The following is an 18,979-nucleotide window of genomic DNA, read 5'->3' as shown; positions in this document are numbered from 1 at the left end:
CGTGCAGCCAACGCATCTGCGGCTTGAAGTATGAAGGGAAAAAAATCTGGACATTCATACAGTAGAGCTCTACCTTTTCCCTCAGCGAGACGATCCGCGGGGGGATTATGGATCAGCAACTTATCATTAGCGGCGCGCTGGCGCTGGCCGGTTTGGGCATTGGCTGGATCATTGCTCAACTGCGCGCCGGTCATCAGCATGCCAGCTTCACCACCGAGCGTCGCCTGCTGGAAGAGGCGCAGCAGCGTCAGCAGCAGCAGCTCGAACAGTTACAGCAGCAAATCCAACAACGCGAACAGGAGATGCGCCAGCTACACGGTGCACTGAGCGGTGCGCAGGAACGTTTGCAGCAGCTTGATTACTGGCGCGGCGAAAGTGAACAACTCAGCCGTGAACTGCGAAATCAGCTTGAAGTGAACAGCGCGCAGGAAGCCGAACTGCGCGAAGTGACCATTCGTCTTGAAGAGACGCGCTACGGTGCAGAAGAGAAGCAGCGACTACTGACCAACAGCGAACAGCGCCTCAGCGCGCAGTTTGAAAATCTCGCCAATCGCATCTTCGAAAACAGCGGGCGGCGAGTCGATGAACAAAACCGTCAAAGCCTGAATAGTCTGATTGGTCCGCTGCGCGAACAGCTGGACGGTTTCCGCCGTCAGGTCACCGACAGCTTTGGCCTGGAAGCGCGTGAACGTCACACGCTGACCCACGAAATTCGCCAGCTACAGCAACTCAACGCACAGATGGCGCAGGAAGCGGTCAATCTTACTAAAGCGCTAAAAGGCGACAATAAAATTCAGGGAAACTGGGGCGAAGTGGTATTGGCCCGTGTGCTGGAAGCGTCTGGCCTGCGTGAAGGTTACGAATACCAAACGCAGGTGAGCGTGCAGCTGGAACAGCAGGGCAGGATGCAACCGGATGTGATCGTGCGTTTGCCGCAGGGTAAAGATGTGGTGATTGACGCCAAAATGACGCTGGTGGCCTACGAACGCTACTTCAATGCCGACGATGAAGCCACGCGTGAGCAGGCGATTCAGGAACACATTAGTGCCATGCGCGGACACATTCGCCTGCTGAGCCGTAAAGATTACCAACAATTGCCCGGTTTACGCTCTCTGGATTATGTGTTGATGTTTATCCCGGTGGAACCGGCGTTTCTGCTGGCGATTGATCGTCAGCCCGAGCTGATCAGCGAAGCGTTACAGCAGAACATTATGCTGGTTAGTCCCACCACGTTGCTGGTGGCGCTGCGTACTATCAATAATCTCTGGCGTTATGAGCATCAAAGCCGTAACGCACAGCGCATCGCCGACCGGGCAACGCGGCTGTACGACAAAATGCGGCTGTTTGTCGATGACATGAGTGGCATCGGGCATAATCTCGACAAAGCGCAGCAAAGCTATCATCAGGCGATGAAAAAGCTGTCTGAAGGACGCGGCAATCTGATCGCACAAAGTGAAGCGTTCCGTTCGCTTGGCGTGGAGATCAAACGTCCGATTAATCCGCAACTGGTTGAACAGGCGCAGCCGGAAGAAGCGGATGAAGATTGGGCAGACGATCGCACCGAGGATGAAAACGTTGCAGAACCAACAACAGACTCGCTGCGCCGCATCAACGAATAGCACGGTGGTCGCGTGCTCGTGTAGCGCGACTCTGATACACTTCGGCAAGAATTGTTTGTGGAACAGGTAAAACCGATGGCAGATGAATCACAGCAGGAAACTACCCATTTTGGCTTCCAGACCGTCGCGAAAAGCGAAAAGGCCGATAAAGTTGCGGACGTGTTTCACTCCGTCGCGGCAAAATATGACCTGATGAACGATTTGATGTCGTTTGGCATCCATCGTGTCTGGAAGCGTTTTACCATTGACAGCAGCGGCGTGCGCCGCGGTCAGCGCGTGTTGGATCTGGCGGGTGGTACCGGCGATCTCACGGCAAAATTCTCACGTCTGGTGGGCGAAACCGGCCAGGTTGTGCTGGCAGACATCAACAGCTCGATGCTGAAGATGGGCCGCGAAAAGCTGCGTAATCTCGGCGTGTCGGGCAATGTCAGCTATGTGCAGGCGAATGCCGAAGCGCTGCCGTTCCCGGATAACTACTTCGATTGCATCACCATCTCATTCGGCTTGCGTAACGTGACCGAAAAAGAGAAAGCGCTGGCATCAATGTTCCGCGTGCTGAAGCCAGGCGGACGTCTGCTGGTGCTGGAGTTCTCGAAGCCGTTGCTGGAGCCGCTCAGCAAAGCCTACGATACCTATTCATTCCACATTCTGCCGCGTATTGGTCAGCTGGTGGCGCAAGACGCTGAAAGCTATCGCTATCTGGCGGAGTCGATTCGTATGCATCCCGATCAGGAAACCCTGAAAGCGATGATGAACGATGCGGGCTTTGAAAATACCACCTACTTCAACATGACTGGCGGTATTGTCGCGCTGCATCGCGGATTTAAATTCTAATCCATCATGACTTTAACTCCTCTCATCACCGGCGGTCTTGAGACCGCCCTGAACCGTGTTCTCTATCGCGATCGCAGCCTGAAAGCCGCACGCCAGCGTTTGGCTGGTAAGGTATTGATGCTGCATCTGCAAGAGCTCGATTTTCCTTTGGTGCTGGTGTTTAGCGAATCGCAACTCGATGTGCTGAGTGATTGGCAAGACAACAGCGACTGCACGGTGAGTTTGCGTGTCAGTACTTTGCCGAAACTGCGCGATCGCCAGCAGCTCACCAGCCTGATTCGTAGCGGTGAACTGGAGGTGAACGGCGATTTGCAGGTGGTACAGCAATTCTCCGCGCTGATGGATCTCGCCGAGCTGGATCCGGCGGAATATCTTGCACCGTGGATTGGCGATATCGCTGCGCAAGGCGTAAGCCAGGCCGCACAGCAGGCGCTGAAATTCGTGCAGCAGCAGTTCATCCGCCGCCAGGATTATCTTGGTCAGGTGCTGACAGAAGAGTGGCGCGTTGCGCCGGGCGCACTGGAACTGGCATGGTTTTGCGAGGAAGTGGAAGCGACAGAACGTTCGCTCAATGCGTTTGAAACGCGTTTGGCACAGCTGGAGGCGAAATGACGCTGGGAGAAATTCGGCGCTTATACTTCATCATCAAGATCTTTCTGACTTACGGCCTTGATGAACTGATTCCCCGCATGCGCTTCACGCTGCTTTTACGCTTGTGGCGGCGTTGCATCTTCTGGATCCCTAACCAACATAAAGACGCTTCCGCCGGCGTGCGCATCCGTTTAGCGATGGAGCAGTTGGGGCCGGTTTGGATCAAATTCGGTCAAATGCTCTCGACGCGTCGCGATCTGTTCCCACCAGCGATTGCCGATGAACTGGCGGTGCTGCAGGACCGCGTTGCGCCATTTGATGGCGTGAAAGCCAAACAGCAGATTGAAAAGTCGATTGGCGGCCCGGTGGAAACCTGGTTTGAAGACTTCGATATCAAACCGCTGGCCTCGGCTTCTATCGCGCAGGTGCATACCGCGACGCTGAAATCCAATGGCCGCGCGGTGGTAATTAAAGTGATTCGTCCCGACATCCTGCCGGTGATCAGAGCCGATATGCGACTGATTTACCGTCTGGCGCGGTGGGTGCCGCGTTTGTTGCCGGATGGTCGTCGTCTGCGTCCGGTAGAAGTGGTGCGCGATTACGAAAAGACCTTAATTGATGAGCTGAATCTGCTGCGTGAAGCGGCGAATGCCATCCAGCTGCGTCGTAACTTTGACCAAAGCCGCATGCTGTATGTGCCGGAAGTGTTTTCTGATTATTGCAGCGAATCGATGATGGTGATGGAGCGCATTTACGGCATTCCGATCTCAGATATCGCCACGCTGGAGCAGCACGGCGTTAACATGAAACTGCTGGCCGAGCGCGGTGTGCAGGTATTCTTCACTCAGGTGTTCCGCGACAGCTTCTTCCATGCCGATATGCATCCTGGCAATATCTTCGTCAGCTACGATCACCCGGAAGATCCGCAATATATCGGCATCGACTGCGGTATCGTCGGTTCGCTGAACAAAGAAGATAAGCGCTATCTGGCCGAGAACTTCATCGCCTTCTTTAACCGCGATTACCGCAAAGTGGCCGAGCTGCATGTGGATTCTGGCTGGGTACCGGCCGATACAAACGTCGAAGACTTTGAGTTTGCCATTCGTACCGTATGTGAGCCGATTTTCGAAAAGCCGCTGGCTGAGATTTCGTTTGGCCACGTGCTGCTGAACCTGTTCAACACCGCGCGTCGCTTTAATATGGAAGTGCAGCCGCAGCTGGTGCTGTTGCAGAAGACGCTGCTGTATATTGAAGGGATTGGCCGCCAGCTCTATCCGCAGCTTGACCTGTGGAAAACGGCTAAGCCGTTCCTTGAAGATTGGATCAAAGATCAGATTGGTATCCCGGCGATTTTGCGGGCGGTGAAAGAGAAAGCGCCGTACTGGGCGGAAAAACTGCCGGAGTTGCCGGAGCTATTTTACGACAGCATGCGCCAGCACAAATTATTGAAGCACAGCGTCGATAAACTCGTCACCGATTTAAACGTACAGCGAACACGCAATCATCAGGCGCGCTATCTGTTTGGTGTAGGCGCTACACTGTTATTAAGTGGCACCGCCGTGCTGTTAAGTCGACCGGATTGGGATTTCTTCCCGGCGCTATTAATGGCCGCTGGCATCGTCACCTGGCTTATTGGCTGGCGCAAGACAAACTGATTGTCTGCCTGGTGCAAATCGCGTAATGTCGCAAGCTAAAGCCCGAAATCATACGGGCTTTCTGTGCGTTACAGTCAACAGTTTTTCACAGAATATTAGAGGCATATCTCATGGGCGGTATCAGTATTTGGCAATTGTTAATCATTGCCGTCATTGTTGTTCTTCTGTTCGGTACCAACAAACTTCGTAACCTGGGTTCGGATTTAGGATCTTCCATTCGTGGCTTCAAAAAAGCCATGGGCGATGAAGACGATAAAAAGGATCAACCGAAAGAGCAGGACGCTGACTTCAACGCCAAAACTCTGGCAGACAAACAGCAAACCACGGCGACTAAAGACGACGCCCGGAACGACAAGCAGGTATAACTGTGTTCGACATTGGTTTTAGTGAACTGGTATTAGTGTTCGTGATCGGGCTGATTGTGCTTGGCCCGCAGCGGTTACCGGTTGCGGTGAAAACCGTCGTCGGCTGGATCAGAGCCATTCGCTCGCTGGCCGCGAATGTACAAAACGAACTGGCGCAAGAGTTGAAACTGCAGGAATTGCAGGACAGCCTGAAAAAGGTGGAAGAAGCGGGCCGTGGCACGTTGTCACCCGAGCTGAAAGAGTCGATGGAAGAACTGCGTAAAACCGCCGACTCCATGAAGCGTTCGGTGCAGCAGAGTATTGATCTCGAAAAAGAGGAAGATGAAGCCAACACTATTCATCAGACTCCGCCAGCCGCCGTGCAGCCCGTGACTTCACCTGCGGTCACGCCCGCAGCAGCAGAGCATCAAACCAGTGCGCCTGCACAGACTCCGCAGCCTACTGACGAAATCTCTGCCGCAGAAACCCCTCCCGTCGCCAGTGCTCCTGAAAGCACCGCGAAGACTTCTCTCGTAAAAGATGAACGATAAACATGGCCGTTGAAGATACCCAACCGCTCATTAGCCATTTGATTGAGCTGCGCAAGCGTTTGTTGAATTGCATCATCGCTGTTTTAGTCATCTTTTTGTGTCTGGTCTATTTCGCGAATGATATTTACCATCTGGTCGCGTCGCCGCTGATCAGCCAGATGCCAGCCGGGGCGAGCATGATCGCTACCGACGTCGCATCGCCATTCTTCACGCCGATCAAGCTGACTATCATCGTTTCGGTGTTTCTGGCCGTGCCGGTGATTTTGTATCAGGTGTGGGCCTTTGTGGCGCCCGCGCTCTATCGCCACGAACGCAAACTGGTGATGCCGCTGCTGTTCTCCAGTACGCTGCTGTTTTACGTCGGCGTGGCGTTTGCTTACTTCATCGTGTTCCCGCTGGCGTTTGGCTTCTTCGCCAAAACCGCGCCGCAAGGCGTGACCATCGCAACGGATATCACCAACTACCTCGACTTCGTCATGACGATTTTCATGGCCTTCGGCGTGGCGTTTGAGGTGCCGATTGCAATTGTGCTGCTGTGCTGGACCGGCATAACTTCACCAGAAGATCTGAAAAAGAAACGTCCTTATATGTTGGTTGGCGCGTTCGTGGTTGGGATGTTGCTCACACCGCCGGATGTTTTCTCGCAAACTTTGCTCGCTATTCCGATGTACTGCCTGTTTGAAGTCGGCGTATTCTTCTCCCGCTACTATGTGGGTAAAGGACGTCAGTCTTCGGATGAGGAACACAACACCGAATCCTGATGTCCTTAATGCAGGGCATCCCGCAGCGCGCGGGAAGATGAATCTAAACCGCCCCGTTGGGCGGTTTTTTATTGGGGAGAAGACATGTTTGATATCGGTGTAAACCTGACCAGCACGCAATTCGCAAAAGATCGCGAGCAGGTGGTAAAACGTGCGCGCGAAGCAGGCGTCACCGGCCTGTTAATTACCGGCACCAACGCGCTGGAGAGCCAGCAGGCGCGGCAGCTGGCGGCATTGCACGCGGGCTATTGCTGGTCAACCGCCGGCGTCCATCCGCACCATGCCAGTGAATGGTCGGCGGAAACCGCGAATACCTTGCGTCGCATGGCCGAAAGTGAGCAGGTGGTCGCGATTGGCGAATGTGGCCTGGATTTCAATCGCAATCTTTCGGCCCACGATCAGCAGGAATACGCTTTCGATGCGCAGCTGGCGTTGGCCGCTGAGCTGCAGCTGCCGGTGTTTTTGCATTGCCGTGAAGCGCACGATCGTTTTGTTGCAGTACTTGAGCCGTGGCTACCGAAGCTGGTTGGCGCAGTCGTGCACTGCTTTACCGGTACGCGTGACGAGCTGCAAGCGTGCCTGGCGCTGGGATTGTCGGTGGGCATTACCGGTTGGGTATGCGACGAGCGTCGCGGCATGGAACTGCGTGAATTGCTGCCGCTGATTCCGGCTGAGCGCCTGTTACTGGAAACCGACGCACCGTATTTACTGCCGCGCGATATGCATCCGCGTCCCACTTCGCGCCGCAATGAGCCATGCTTCCTGCCGCATATTGTGCAGCAGGTGGCAAACTGGCGTGGCGAGGAGGCGGAAGCGCTGGGCGCGCAGGTTAATCTCAACGCGCGTCAGCTGTTTAAACTCGCTTAGAGTTTACGGAACTGTTTGTTATCCACGCTGCGCATCACCTGTTTGTTCAGCATGTTGAGCAGCAGAACGGAGCGCGTTTCGCCATCCGGCTCGGCAAAAATGGCGCGCAATCCTTCGAACGTGCCATCGGTGATGATCACTTCATCACCGCTTTGCGGGGTTTCCGCATCAAGCACGATCTGCGGCACGTCGGTTTGCAGCGCTTCGATCACATCATTTGATACGGTGGCCGGCATGGTGCCAAAGCGCACGAAGTGGCTGACGCCGCGCGTGCTGCTGATGGTGGTGGTGTGAATCGCTTCGGGATCGAATTCGATAAACAGATAGTTGGGAAACAGCGGCTCACTCACGGTGGTGCGTTTACCGCGCACAATCTTCTCCAGAGCGATCATCGGGCTGAGGCAATTCACCTCTTGCCGCTCAAGATGCTCTTTCGCGCGCAACAGTTGTCCACGTTTGCAATAGAGTAAGTACCAGGATTCCATAACCGCTCCCAAATAATGGACGCTAAGAATATCAAATCAGTTGTCAGAGTTATAGCGCATCGGCGGGTGGAAACCGGGCGCTGAAAACAATTTCACTACGATTTATCCGATTGATGCGGCTTATTTACGCTTTCTTGCAAGAAAATTGACGGCCGGCGACCATCTGTATCAGACTCCCTCCCCATCTTTCGATTGAAAAGGAGTGGCTGATGGAACTGTTCCTGTTGAGTAACGGTAAAGTGGCTGACGATGCGCCGCTGTTAAGTTACGCCCACCCGCAGCTGCATGCGATGATCGCCCAGCGCGGCATCACTTCGGCGGTGCTGGTACCGTACGCGATTATTCGTGGCGATCACGCGCAGCGCGCGCAGGACTTATCCGCGTCGTTAGGCATTGACGTGCGCACCGTGCACGAGTTTGCATCGCCCGTTGCGGCGATTGAACAAGCTGAGCTGATTCTGGTGAGCGGCGGAAATACCTGGTTCCTCAATCAAATGCTGCACGAGCACGGCTTGATCGTCGCTATCCAACACGCGGTGCGCGAGCGTGATGTGCCGTACGTCGGCTGGAGCGCCGGTTGCAATGTGGCAACGCCTTCCATTCGCACCACCAATGATATGCCGGTGCGCAGCAGCGTAGTGTTGCCCGCGCTGGGTTTGTTCCCGGTGCAGATCAATCCGCATTATCTTGATGCGCACGTCAGCGGCCATATGGGCGAAACGCGTGACGAACGACTGGCCGAGTTCTGTGCCGTTAACCCGCATGAATCGGTGATTGCGCTGCGTGAAGCCAGCTTCCTGCACGTGAGCGAAAATCGCCTGCGTTACTACAGCGCACGCGGTGAAGACTTCAAAGTGTTCCGTCACGGCGAGCCGATTACTGCTTATCACGATGTATTGGCGATTCAGTCGCTGGTGCCGTTTTCCTGTCAGCCTGCCTGACGCAAAACCTCAACATGTCAGCGTAAAACGCCTCTATAATGGCGTTTCACTCTGGCCGGAAAGCTAAAGCCGCATGAAATATCAGGATTTACGAGACTTCCTCGCATTGCTGGAACAGCGTGGCGAGTTAAAGCGCATCACTCAGGAGATCGATCCTGAGTTAGAGATGACGGAAATTGCCGACCGCACGCTGCGCGCTGGCGGCCCGGCGCTGCTGTTCGAAAACCCGAAAGGGTACGACATGCCGGTGCTGTGTAATCTGTTTGGCACACCAAAACGCGTGGCGATGGGCATGGGCCAGGAAGAGGTCAGTGCGCTGCGTGAAGTGGGCAAGCTGCTGGCGTTCCTGAAAGAGCCGGAGCCGCCAAAAGGCTTCCGCGATCTGTTTGATAAGATGCCGCAGTTCAAGCAAGTGCTGAACATGCCAACCAAGCGCCTGCGCAATGCGCCGTGCCAGGAAGAGATTTTCAGCGGCGATGACGTCGATCTGTCGCGCATTCCGGTGATGAAATGCTGGCCGGGCGATGCTGCGCCGCTGATTACGTGGGGATTAACCGTCACGCGCGGCCCGCATAAAGAGCGACAAAATCTGGGTATCTATCGTCAGCAGGTGATCGGCAAGAACCGCGTGATTATGCGCTGGCTGTCGCATCGCGGCGGCGCGCTGGATTTCCAGGAGTGGTGTAAAGCGCATCCGGGCGAACGTTTCCCGGTGTCGGTGGCGCTGGGCGCCGATCCTGCCACCATTCTCGGCGCGGTAACGCCGGTGCCGGATACACTCTCCGAATACGCCTTTGCCGGTTTGCTGCGCGGTAACAAAACCGAAGTGGTGAAGTGCGTTTCGAACGAACTCGAAGTGCCGGCCAGCGCGGAAATCGTGCTGGAAGGTTATATCGAGCCGGGCGATGTCGCGCCGGAAGGTCCGTACGGCGACCACACAGGCTACTACAATGAAGTAGATAGCTTCCCGGTGTTTACCGTGACGCACGTAACGCAACGTCGCAACCCGATTTATCATTCAACCTACACCGGACGTCCACCGGATGAACCGGCGGTGCTGGGCGTGGCGCTCAATGAAGTGCTGGTGCCGATTCTGATCAAGCAATTCCCGGAGATCGTTGATTTCTATCTGCCACCGGAGGGCTGCTCTTATCGCCTCGCGGTAGTAACGATCAAGAAACAGTACGCGGGTCACGCCAAGCGCGTGATGTTCGGCGTGTGGTCGTTCCTGCGTCAGTTCATGTACACCAAGTTCGTGATTGTGTGCGATGACGACGTCAACGCGCGCGACTGGAATGATGTGATTTGGGCGATTACCACCCGCATGGATCCGGCACGCGATACGGTGCTGGTTGAGAACACGCCCATCGATTATCTCGACTTCGCCTCGCCGGTTTCCGGCTTAGGCTCGAAGATGGGACTTGATGCGACCAATAAGTGGCCGGGTGAAACCACGCGCGAGTGGGGCACGCCGATTGTGAAAGATCCGGCGGTGACCGCGCGCATTGACGCCATTTGGGATGAGTTAGCTATCTTTGCCGAGCCGCCGCAGCGCTAACGGCGGCAGACCAATTAGACCCGAAGAAAAAGGGAACGCATGACAACGTTAAGCTGCAAAGTGACTTCGGTTGAAGCGATTACGGACACGGTTTACCGCGTTCGTTTAATTCCGGCGGCGGATTTTAACTTCCGCGCCGGACAGTATTTGATGGTGGTGATGGATGAGCGCGATAAGCGCCCGTTTTCACTGGCTTCTACGCCAATGGAAAAGGACATCATTGAGCTGCACATCGGCGCGTCGGATCTCAATCTCTACGCGATGGCGGTGATGGACCGCATCAAGAACGATCGCCAGATTACGGTTGATATGCCGCACGGCGATGCCTGGCTGCGTGAAGATAGCGAGCGTCCGATCATTCTGATCGCGGGCGGTACCGGCTTCTCCTATGCGCGTTCTATTCTGCTGACCGCGCTCGCACAGCAACCCGATCGCGAGATCGCGATTTACTGGGGCGGCCGTGAGCTGATGCATCTGTACGATCTGGATGAGCTGAATGCACTGGCGGTGAAGCATCCGAACCTGAAAGTGATCCCGGTGGTTGAACAACCGGCGGATGACTGGACCGGACGCAGCGGCACGGTGCTGACGGCGGTGATGCAGGATTTCGCGTCGCTCAGCGAGCACGATATCTATATTGCCGGTCGTTTTGAGATGGCGAAGATTGCGCGTGAGCGTTTCTGCGCCGAGCGCGGTGCGCTGGAAGCGCAGATGTTTGGCGATGCGTTTGCCTTTATTTGAGGTCAACAGAACGCGATAAATCGCGCCGCTACGAGAATGTGCACGGATTCGTCGCGGCGCAATGTATTGCGTAAAAAAACCGCCCGAAAGGGCGGTAACACGTGCAACATTAACGTATTAAACCCGTTCGAACACCGTGGCGATGCCCTGGCCTAAACCAATGCACATGGTCGCCAGACCAAATTGCACATCGCGACGTTCCATCAGATTCAGCAGCGTAGTACTGATACGCGCACCGGAACATCCCAGCGGATGACCGAGCGCAATCGCGCCGCCGTTCAAATTCACTTTCTCATCCAGCTGTTCCAGCAAGCCCATGTCTTTAATGCACGGCAGCGCCTGTGCGGCAAAAGCCTCGTTGAACTCGAACAGGTCGATATCCTGCACGCTCAATCCGGCGCGCTTGAGCGCCAGCTTGCTGGCGGGAACCGGACCGTAACCCATAATCGACGGATCGCAGCCAACCACCGCCATGCTGCGAATGCGCGCGCGCGCTGTCAGACCGAGTTCGCGTGCGCGGCTTTCACTCATGATCAACATCGCGGCTGCGCCGTCGGAAAGCGCGGATGAGCTGCCTGCGGTCACGGTGCCGTTGACCGGATCGAATGCCGGGCGCAGCGCAGCCAATCCTTCGAGGCTGGTCTCTTCGCGGATCACTTCGTCGCTCTCAAAGCGCTTCAACACGCCGTCGGCGTCGTGGCCGTAGGTCGCCACAATTTCACGCTTGAAGTCGCCGCGCTGGGTTGCTGCCCAGGCGCGCTGGTGCGAACGCAGCGCAAAAGCATCCTGCTGCTCACGCGTAATGTGATGCATGCGCGCCAGCATCTCGGCGGTTAAACCCATCATGCCCGCCGCCTTCGCCACCGTGCGACCCAGGCCCGGATGGAAATCCACGCCGTGGCTCATCGGCACGTGGCCCATATGTTCTACACCGCCAATCAGGCAGCTGTGCGCATCGCCAACCATAATCGCGCGTGCCGCGTCGTGCAGCGCCTGCATCGACGAACCGCACAGGCGGTTGACGGTGCTGGCAGGTACGCGATGCGGGATCTCCGCCAGCAGGGCGGCGTTACGTGCAATGTTGAAGCCTTGCTCCAGCGTCTGCTGCACGCAGCCCCAGATAATGTCGTCCAGCGTGGCGGGATCAACCGCCGGGTTGCGGCTCAGCAGCTCGCGCATCAAATGCGCCGAGAGATCTTCCGCCCGTACCTGACGAAACGCGCCGCCTTTGGAGCGGCCCATCGGCGTGCGGACCGCATCAACAATTACCACTTTTTCCATTTTCATTACCTCAGGCACTTTGCAGCGCCGCTTCGTCAATCGGTTGCACCGCGGGATACCAGCTCTGATGCTGATGGGCTTTTTGCAACAGCAGCTCCGGCAGCGCATACAGCGGGCCGAGCGCGGTATAACGTTTGGCCTGATCAACCACGTTGCTGTTGCCCAGCGTATCCATGTAGCGGAACGCGCCGCCACGGAACGGCGGGAAGCCTAAACCGTACACCAGCGCCATATCAGCTTCGGCCGGTGAAGCGATGATCTTCTCTTCGAGGCAGCGCACCACTTCGTTGAGCATCGGCAGCATCATGCGGTTGGCGATCTCGTCATCGCTGAACACGCGCTTCGGCTGGCAAATCGGTTCCAGCAGCGCATCGACAGCCGCATCGGCTCTCTTCTGCGCTTTGCCTTTTTTATCCTGCTCCCAGCGGTAAAAGCCCTGACCGTTTTTCTGGCCGTAACGTTTGGCGTCAAACAGCACGTCGATCGCGTCGCGATAATCTTTCTGCATGCGAGACGGGAAACCTTGCGCCATCACCTGCTGAGCGTGATGCGCGGTATCAATGCCGACCACATCCAGCAGCCACGCGGGGCCCATCGGCCAGCCGAACTGTTTTTCCATCACTTTATCGATCTGACGGAAATCCGCGCCGTCGCGCAGCAGCAGGCTGAAGGCGGCGAAGTAGGGGAACAGCACGCGATTCACAAAGAAGCCGGGACAGTCATTCACCACAATCGGCGTCTTGCCCATTTTGCTCGCCCAGGCCACCACTTTGCTGAGGGTCGCTTCTGAGGTTTTCTCACCGCGAATCACTTCAACCAGCGGCATACGCGGTACCGGATTGAAGAAGTGCATGCCGCAGAAGTTTTCCGGACGTTTCAGGGCTTGCGCCAGCAGGCTGATCGGAATGGTTGAGGTGTTGGAGGCGAGAATGGCGTCCTCGCGCAGATGCTGTTCGGTCTCTGCCAGCACTTTGGCTTTGATCTGCGGATTCTCTACTACCGCTTCTACTACTACGTCGGTGCGTTCGAATCCGGCGTAATCCAGCGTGGGCTGAATGGTGGTGAGTACGCTCGCCAGTTTCGCGCCGTCAATTTTGCCGCGCTCCAGCTGTTTGTTCAGCAGCTTGCTGGCTTCGGTCATGCCCAGCGTTAATGCCTGCGGATTGATATCTTTCATCATCACCGGCACACCTTTCCATGCCGATTGATAAGCAATGCCGCCGCCCATAATGCCTGCGCCTAATACTGCCGCTTGCTGCGGCGCACCGGCTGCACTGCTGTGCTTTTTCGCCAGGCCTTTGACGTACTGATCGTTCAGGAAGATACCGACCAGCGCGCGCGCCACGTCGCTTTGCGCCAGCGGCACAAACGCGGCGGTTTCCAGCTTCAGCGCATCATCACGTCCGAGGCTGGCGGCAGCTTCAATGGTTTTGATGGCGGTGATCGGTGCCGGATAGTGTTTGCCCGCGGTTTGCAGCACCATGCTTTTGGCGATGGTGAAGCTCATGGCGGCTTCAATCGGGCTGAGTTTCAGCGGTGCCAGCTTCGGCGCGCGGCGTGTCTGCCAGTTGCCCTGCACGATGGCGTCCTGCAATACGGTCAGCGCAGCGGCGCGTAGTTTGTCGCTGCTGACTACCGCATCCACCAAACCGAGTTTCAGGGCGCTGCTGCCATCAACATCTTTACCGGCGGCGATAATCTCCATCGCGCTATCGGCGCCAAGCAGGCGTGGCAAGCGCACGCTGCCGCCGAAGCCCGGCATAATGCCCAGTTTGGTTTCCGGCAGGCCAATGCGTGCGGTCGGCGTGGCAATGCGGAAGTCGGTCGCCAGTATGCATTCACAGCCGCCGCCCAGCGCATAGCCGTCGATGGCGGCCACGGTGGGCACCGGCAAATCCTCTAAACGATTGAAGATGCTGTTGGCAAACGCCAGCCACTGGCTCAGCTTCTCTTCTGGCGCATCAAACAGCGACAGGAATTCTGTGATGTCGGCACCAACGATAAATGCCGGTTTGGCCGACGAGAGCAACAGGCCGCGCAGCGCGGGTTGCTGTTCCAATACGCTTAATGCCTCGCCCAACGAGGCAACGGTTTTGGTATCGAGTTTGTTCACCGAACCGGGCGCATCGAAAACCAGCTCGGCGATGCCGTCGTCAAGCCAGTGAACTGAAAGGGTATCGCCTTGGTAGAGCATGTCCGTCTCCTGAAACCGCGAAAGTTGATCTGGTCATACCAGATGAGTTGGAGTGTGAGTGTGATGTTAATTATTTGCAAACCAGAGTTTGATTATTTGATACAACGATCACAGCGCGCGCAGCACGGCATCACTAACACGGCTGTGCTACACTGCGGCCACTTTCGCGACATCGGAGACAAGTCCATGGATTCACTGAAAACCCTGTATCACGCGCACATCAATACGCTGCAGCAGCGAGCGCAGCAGGTGCTGGCTCGCTTTAAGCTTGATGCCATGCTGATTCATTCCGGCGAACTGTTGACCGTTTTTCTCGACGATCACGACTATCCGTTTAAGGTGAATCCCCAGTTCAAAGCGTGGGTGCCGGTGACGCAGGTGCCAAACTGCTGGTTATGGATTGATGGCGTGAATAAACCCAAGCTGTGGTTCTATTCGCCGGTTGATTACTGGCACAACGTTGAGCCGCTGCCAAACAGCTTCTGGACTAACGACGTGGAGGTGATTGGCCTGAAGAGTGCCGATGAGATCGCGCAGCTGCTGCCAGCACAGCGCGAGAAAGTGGCCTATATCGGTCCGGTGCCGTCACGCGCTTCCCAGCTCGGTATTAACAGCGAGCAGGTGAACCCGAAAGGCGTGATCGATTTCCTGCATTATCATCGCAGTATCAAAACCGACTATGAACTGGCGTGTATGCGCGAAGCGCAGAAGCTGGCGGTGGCGGGCCATCGCGCTGCCAAAGAGGCGTTCTTCTCTGGCATGAGCGAGTTCGATATCAATATCGCCTATCTGACCGCAACCGGCCATCGCGATACCGATGTGCCATATGGCAACATCATCGCGCTCAATGAACATGCCGCGGTGCTGCACTACACCAAACTGGATCATCAGCCGCCGGCCAAACGCCACAGCTTCCTGATTGACGCCGGTGCGGAATACCTCGGTTACGCCGCTGACCTGACGCGCAGCTACGCGGCGCAGAGCAAATCGCGCTATGCCGACATGGTTGCGGCGATGAACAAGGAAGAGCTGGCGCTGATCGCCACCTTGAAAGCCGGCGTGCGCTATACCGATTATCATCTGCAGATGCATCAGCGCATTGCGCGTCTGCTGCTGAAGTTCGAGTTGGTGAAAGGCCTGACTGAAGAGACGCTGGTGGCGGAAGATTTAACCGGTCCGTTTATGCCGCACGGCCTTGGACATCCGCTCGGCTTGCAGGTGCACGATGTGGCTGGCTTCATGCAGGATGACAACGGTACGCATCTGGCGGCACCGTCGCAGTATCCGTATTTGCGTTGTACGCGCGTGCTGGAACCTGGCATGGTGCTGACTATCGAACCGGGCTTCTATATTATCGATTCGCTGCTGACGAAGCTGCGCGGCGGCAAGTTCAGCCAATACTTTGACTGGGCGGCAATTGATGCACTGAAACCTTACGGCGGTATTCGTATCGAGGATAACGTGGTGGTTCACGCTAATCGCATTGAAAACATGACGCGCGACCTGCACCTTGCCTGATGGATGCTTACGACATTCCCGCTCAGGCCGTGAGTCTCAGTGAGGAAACCATCAAGAAAAGCCGCTTCATCACCTTGCTGGCGCACACGGCCGGCGTGGAAGCGGCGCGTGCGTTTGTGCAGCAGGTGAAGCAGGAACATCCTACCGCGCGGCATCACTGCTGTGCGTGGGTGGCGGGTGCGCCGGATGATTCGCAGCAGCTGGGTTTCTCCGATGATGGCGAACCTTCTGGCACCGCGGGCAAACCGATGCTGGCCCAGCTGATGGGTAGCGGTGTCGGTGAGATCACCGCGGTGGTAGTGCGTTATTATGGCGGCATTATGCTGGGCACCGGCGGCCTGGTAAAAGCTTATGGCGGCGGCGTGCAGCAAGGACTGAAGCAACTGGCGCGTCAGCGTAAAGTGCCGATGGAATCTTTTACCCTGCAGTGCGATTACGCCCAACTCAGCGACATCGAACGCTTGCTGCAACGTTTTGACGGCATTATAGAAGAGAGCCATTATCAGGATCGTATTGCGCTGCGTTTAGCGTTGCCGCATGCGCAGATTGATGGCTTTCGCCAAAACCTGTCTGATTACAGCCGGGGCGCGCTGACGCTCATCCCGCTGACAAACTAAAAGCTTCTGTTTAAAGGAAACGGCTGAATGCATTTTCGCGCCATTACCCGCATCGTGGGCCTGCTGGTGATTCTGTTCTCGGTGACCATGATTTTACCGGGCCTCGTCGCCTTGATTTACCGTGATGGTGCCGGGCGCGCGTTCAGTCAGACCTTTATGATGGCGATCGTTATCGGTTCACTGCTGTGGTGGCCAAACCGCAAGCAGAAAACCGAACTCAAGCCGCGCGAAGGTTTCCTTATCGTGGTGCTGTTCTGGACCGTGTTGGGCAGCGTCGGTGCGATGCCGTTTATCTTCGCCGAGCAGCCGCATCTCTCAATCACTGATGCCTTCTTTGAGTCCTTCTCTGGCCTCACTACCACCGGCGCCACCACGCTGGTGGGACTGGATACGTTGCCTAAAGCGATTTTGTTCTATCGTCAGATGCTGCAGTGGCTCGGCGGGATGGGGATCATTGTGCTGGCGGTGGCGATTCTGCCCATTCTGGGCGTGGGTGGCATGCAGCTCTATCGAGCCGAAATGCCGGGACCGTTGAAAGATAACAAGATGCGCCCGCGTATCGCAGAAACAGCTAAAACGCTGTGGCTGATCTACGTATTGCTCACCGTGGCGTGCGCGGTGGCGCTGTGGCTGGCGGGCATGCCGATGTTTGATGCTATCGGCCATAGCTTCTCGACGATCGCGATTGGCGGGTTCTCAACCCATGATGCCAGCATCGGCTACTTTAATAGCCCAACTATCAATACCATTGTCGCGGTATTTCTGCTGATCTCGGGCTGTAACTATGGCCTGCACTTCTCTTTATTAAGTGGTCGCAACCTGAAAGTGTACTGGCGCGATCCCGAATTCCGCATGTTTATTGGCGTACAACTGACCTTAGTGCTGATCTGTACCATAGTGTTGTGGTTCCACAATGTGTACGCCAGCGGCTGGCAAACGCTGAATCAGGCGTTTTTCCAGGTGGTATCAATGGCGACCACGGCCGGTTTTACCACCGACAGCATTGCGCGCTGGCCGCTGTTCCTGCCGGTGCTGCTACTGTGCTCGGCTTTTATCGGCGGCATGGCGGGTTCAACCGGCGGCGGTTTGAAGGTGATTCGCATTCTTCTGCTGTTCAAACAGGGTTCGCGTGAACTGAAGCGATTGGTGCACCCGAATGCGGTTTACACCATCAAGTTGGGTAATCGCGCGCTGCCGGAACGTATCCTCGAAGCGGTGTGGGGTTTCTTCTCAGCTTATGCGCTGGTGTTCCTGCTCAGCATGTTGGCGATCATCGCCACCGGCGTGGATGACTTCTCGGCTTTTGCTGCCGTGGCCGCGACCCTGAATAACCTCGGGCCCGGTTTGGGTGTGGTAGCAGACAACTTCACTTCAATGAATGATGTCGCGAAGTGGATTTTGATTTTAACCATGCTGTTTGGACGCCTTGAAGTGTTCACGCTGCTGGTGCTGTTCACGCCGACCTTCTGGCGCGAATAATAAAATAGGATTGAGTAATGAAAGCGTTGATTCTGTATTCCAGCCGCGATGGGCAAACCCGTGACATTGCCGCGCGCATTGCACAGACGTTAGTGCCGCATCAACTGTGTGACGTGATCGATTTACTGCATGCGCAGCAGATTGATTGGTTGCAGTATGATCGCGTGCTGATTGGTGCTTCGATCCGCTATGGCAATTTCAATCCGGCGTTACTGAAATTTGTCACCCAGCACAGAGCACAGCTGCAGCAGCGGGTGAGCGGCTTCTTTAGTGTCAACCTGACAGCGCGTAAAGCAGATAAGTGTACGCCAGAGACCAATGCGTATACGCGCAAGTTCCTGGAGCAGTCACCGTGGCAACCCGATTGCTGTGCGGTTTTCGCTGGGGCGTTGCGTTATCCGCGTTATCGCTGGTTTGATCGCGTCATGATTCAATTCATTATGCGTATGACCGGCGGGGAAACCGATACATCGAAAGAAGTGGAGTACACCGATTGGAATAAAGTGGCGCTTTTTGCCCAGGGTTTTGCGCAGTTACCAGGCAAATCGTTGTGAAATACAGCGTTGTGGTGAAATTTAGGTCGAACAGTAATTTATTTGCAATTAACCCTTGTCAGCTCCGAATAACTCCCTATAATGCGCCACCACTGAGACGGCAAAGCGGCAACGCAGACGGCTCAGCAGGGAGTGAAGAAATTCATCCCGCCGGATGAAAACGCTGAAAAAAGTGTTTGACTCCGAAGGAGAGTAGCGTAGTATACGCCACCTCGCGACAGACGGTTCAGCCGCTGTTCGCAACGCTCTTTAACAATTTATCAGACAATCTGTGTGGGCACTCGCAGGATTGATATCCGCGTCTCCGGACGCAAAAAAATATCAAAGCCTCACGAGTGAACACATAATGAAATTCATTATGACGTTTTACAGATGAGCACCGCTGAACT

18 protein-coding genes are annotated in these 18,979 nt (G+C 55.8%); 15 read left to right on the top strand and 3 right to left on the bottom strand.

Translation table 11 applies throughout. The features are described 5' to 3' along the window. Window positions 1-107: 107 nt before the first annotated feature. The 8 genes from rmuC (at window position 108) to tatD (ending at window position 7,222) form a co-directional block, all read left to right on the top strand. Window positions 108-1,619, top strand: a complete 1,512-nt coding sequence (gene rmuC / locus PZBJ_RS18760; protein ID WP_101763736.1) for a DNA recombination protein RmuC — start codon at window positions 108-110, stop codon at window positions 1,617-1,619. A gap of 75 nt (window positions 1,620-1,694) precedes the next feature. Next, on the top strand, window positions 1,695-2,453 hold the full coding sequence (gene ubiE / locus PZBJ_RS18755) for a bifunctional demethylmenaquinone methyltransferase/2-methoxy-6-polyprenyl-1,4-benzoquinol methylase UbiE (protein WP_008105805.1): 759 nt from the start codon (window positions 1,695-1,697) through the stop codon (window positions 2,451-2,453). Between the two features lie 6 nt (window positions 2,454-2,459). Beyond that, window positions 2,460-3,065, top strand: a complete 606-nt coding sequence (gene ubiJ, locus PZBJ_RS18750; RefSeq protein WP_101763735.1) for a ubiquinone biosynthesis protein UbiJ — start codon at window positions 2,460-2,462, stop codon at window positions 3,063-3,065. Beyond that, window positions 3,062-4,699: a ubiquinone biosynthesis regulatory protein kinase UbiB gene (ubiB, locus tag PZBJ_RS18745; protein WP_101763734.1), complete on the top strand. Its 1,638-nt coding sequence runs from the start codon at window positions 3,062-3,064 to the stop codon at window positions 4,697-4,699. The genes ubiJ and ubiB overlap by 4 nt, the downstream gene beginning before the upstream one ends. 110 nt (window positions 4,700-4,809) lie before the next feature. Continuing rightward, window positions 4,810-5,064, top strand: a complete 255-nt coding sequence (gene tatA, locus PZBJ_RS18740; RefSeq protein WP_008105810.1) for a Sec-independent protein translocase subunit TatA — start codon at window positions 4,810-4,812, stop codon at window positions 5,062-5,064. Window positions 5,065-5,066: 2 nt separating this feature from the next. Then, window positions 5,067-5,594 carry a Sec-independent protein translocase protein TatB gene (gene tatB, locus PZBJ_RS18735; protein WP_101763733.1) on the top strand — a complete coding sequence of 176 codons (528 nt, stop codon included), beginning with the start codon at window positions 5,067-5,069 and terminating at the stop codon, window positions 5,592-5,594. Between the two features lie 2 nt (window positions 5,595-5,596). Further along, window positions 5,597-6,355, top strand: coding sequence for a Sec-independent protein translocase subunit TatC (gene tatC / locus PZBJ_RS18730; protein WP_101763732.1), 759 nt, complete (start codon window positions 5,597-5,599; stop codon window positions 6,353-6,355). Window positions 6,356-6,439: 84 nt separating this feature from the next. After that, a complete protein-coding gene (gene tatD / locus PZBJ_RS18725) occupies window positions 6,440-7,222 on the top strand; it encodes a 3'-5' ssDNA/RNA exonuclease TatD (RefSeq protein ID WP_101763731.1) in 783 nt (260 codons plus the stop codon). Here the strand turns inward: tatD and rfaH are convergent. Beyond that, window positions 7,219-7,707 (bottom strand): transcription/translation regulatory transformer protein RfaH, encoded by a 489-nt coding sequence (rfaH, locus tag PZBJ_RS18720; protein WP_101763730.1) that lies wholly within the window; start codon window positions 7,705-7,707, stop codon window positions 7,219-7,221. The two genes, tatD and rfaH, sit on opposite strands and share 4 nt — an antisense overlap. Window positions 7,708-7,916: 209 nt before the next feature. Between rfaH and pepE the strand changes: the two genes are divergently transcribed. From pepE to fre, 3 genes are all read left to right on the top strand, one after another. After that, on the top strand, window positions 7,917-8,648 hold the full coding sequence (gene pepE / locus PZBJ_RS18715; protein WP_101763729.1) for a dipeptidase PepE: 732 nt from the start codon (window positions 7,917-7,919) through the stop codon (window positions 8,646-8,648). Between the two features lie 73 nt (window positions 8,649-8,721). After that, on the top strand, window positions 8,722-10,206 hold the full coding sequence (gene ubiD / locus PZBJ_RS18710; RefSeq protein WP_101763728.1) for a 4-hydroxy-3-polyprenylbenzoate decarboxylase: 1,485 nt from the start codon (window positions 8,722-8,724) through the stop codon (window positions 10,204-10,206). A 39-nt stretch (window positions 10,207-10,245) separates the two neighbouring features. Continuing rightward, complete coding sequence (gene fre, locus PZBJ_RS18705) at window positions 10,246-10,947, top strand: NAD(P)H-flavin reductase (RefSeq protein ID WP_101763727.1); 702 nt, start codon at window positions 10,246-10,248, stop codon at window positions 10,945-10,947. A gap of 117 nt (window positions 10,948-11,064) precedes the next feature. Here the strand turns inward: fre and fadA are convergent, their stop codons facing one another. Both fadA and fadB read right to left on the bottom strand, forming a co-directional pair. Beyond that, window positions 11,065-12,228, bottom strand: coding sequence for an acetyl-CoA C-acyltransferase FadA (gene fadA / locus PZBJ_RS18700; protein ID WP_101763726.1), 1,164 nt, complete (start codon window positions 12,226-12,228; stop codon window positions 11,065-11,067). Between the two features lie 10 nt (window positions 12,229-12,238). After that, a complete protein-coding gene (fadB, locus tag PZBJ_RS18695; protein WP_101763725.1) occupies window positions 12,239-14,422 on the bottom strand; it encodes a fatty acid oxidation complex subunit alpha FadB in 2,184 nt (727 codons plus the stop codon). Window positions 14,423-14,608: 186 nt separating this feature from the next. On the opposite strand from fadB, the gene pepQ reads away from it, so the two are divergent. Genes pepQ through hemG form a run of 4 tightly spaced genes read left to right on the top strand, consistent with a single transcriptional unit; the run spans window position 14,609 to window position 18,590 of the window. Continuing rightward, window positions 14,609-15,940, top strand: a complete 1,332-nt coding sequence (pepQ, locus tag PZBJ_RS18690) for a Xaa-Pro dipeptidase (RefSeq protein ID WP_101763928.1) — start codon at window positions 14,609-14,611, stop codon at window positions 15,938-15,940. After that, a complete protein-coding gene (locus PZBJ_RS18685) occupies window positions 15,940-16,557 on the top strand; it encodes an IMPACT family protein (RefSeq protein ID WP_101763724.1) in 618 nt (205 codons plus the stop codon). The genes pepQ and PZBJ_RS18685 overlap by 1 nt, the downstream gene beginning before the upstream one ends. A 27-nt stretch (window positions 16,558-16,584) precedes the next feature. Continuing rightward, a complete protein-coding gene (gene trkH / locus PZBJ_RS18680; protein ID WP_101763723.1) occupies window positions 16,585-18,036 on the top strand; it encodes a Trk system potassium transporter TrkH in 1,452 nt (483 codons plus the stop codon). A gap of 17 nt (window positions 18,037-18,053) precedes the next feature. Beyond that, window positions 18,054-18,590: a menaquinone-dependent protoporphyrinogen IX dehydrogenase gene (gene hemG, locus PZBJ_RS18675; RefSeq protein WP_101763722.1), complete on the top strand. Its 537-nt coding sequence runs from the start codon at window positions 18,054-18,056 to the stop codon at window positions 18,588-18,590. Window positions 18,591-18,979 lie beyond the last annotated feature (389 nt).

Source organism: Pantoea endophytica, from assembly GCF_002858935.1.
Classification (GTDB): Bacteria; Pseudomonadota; Gammaproteobacteria; order Enterobacterales; family Enterobacteriaceae; genus Pantoea; species Pantoea leporis.
The sequence above is the reverse complement of the archived record's forward strand: the minus strand, read 5'-3'. Positions and strand labels throughout refer to the sequence as shown.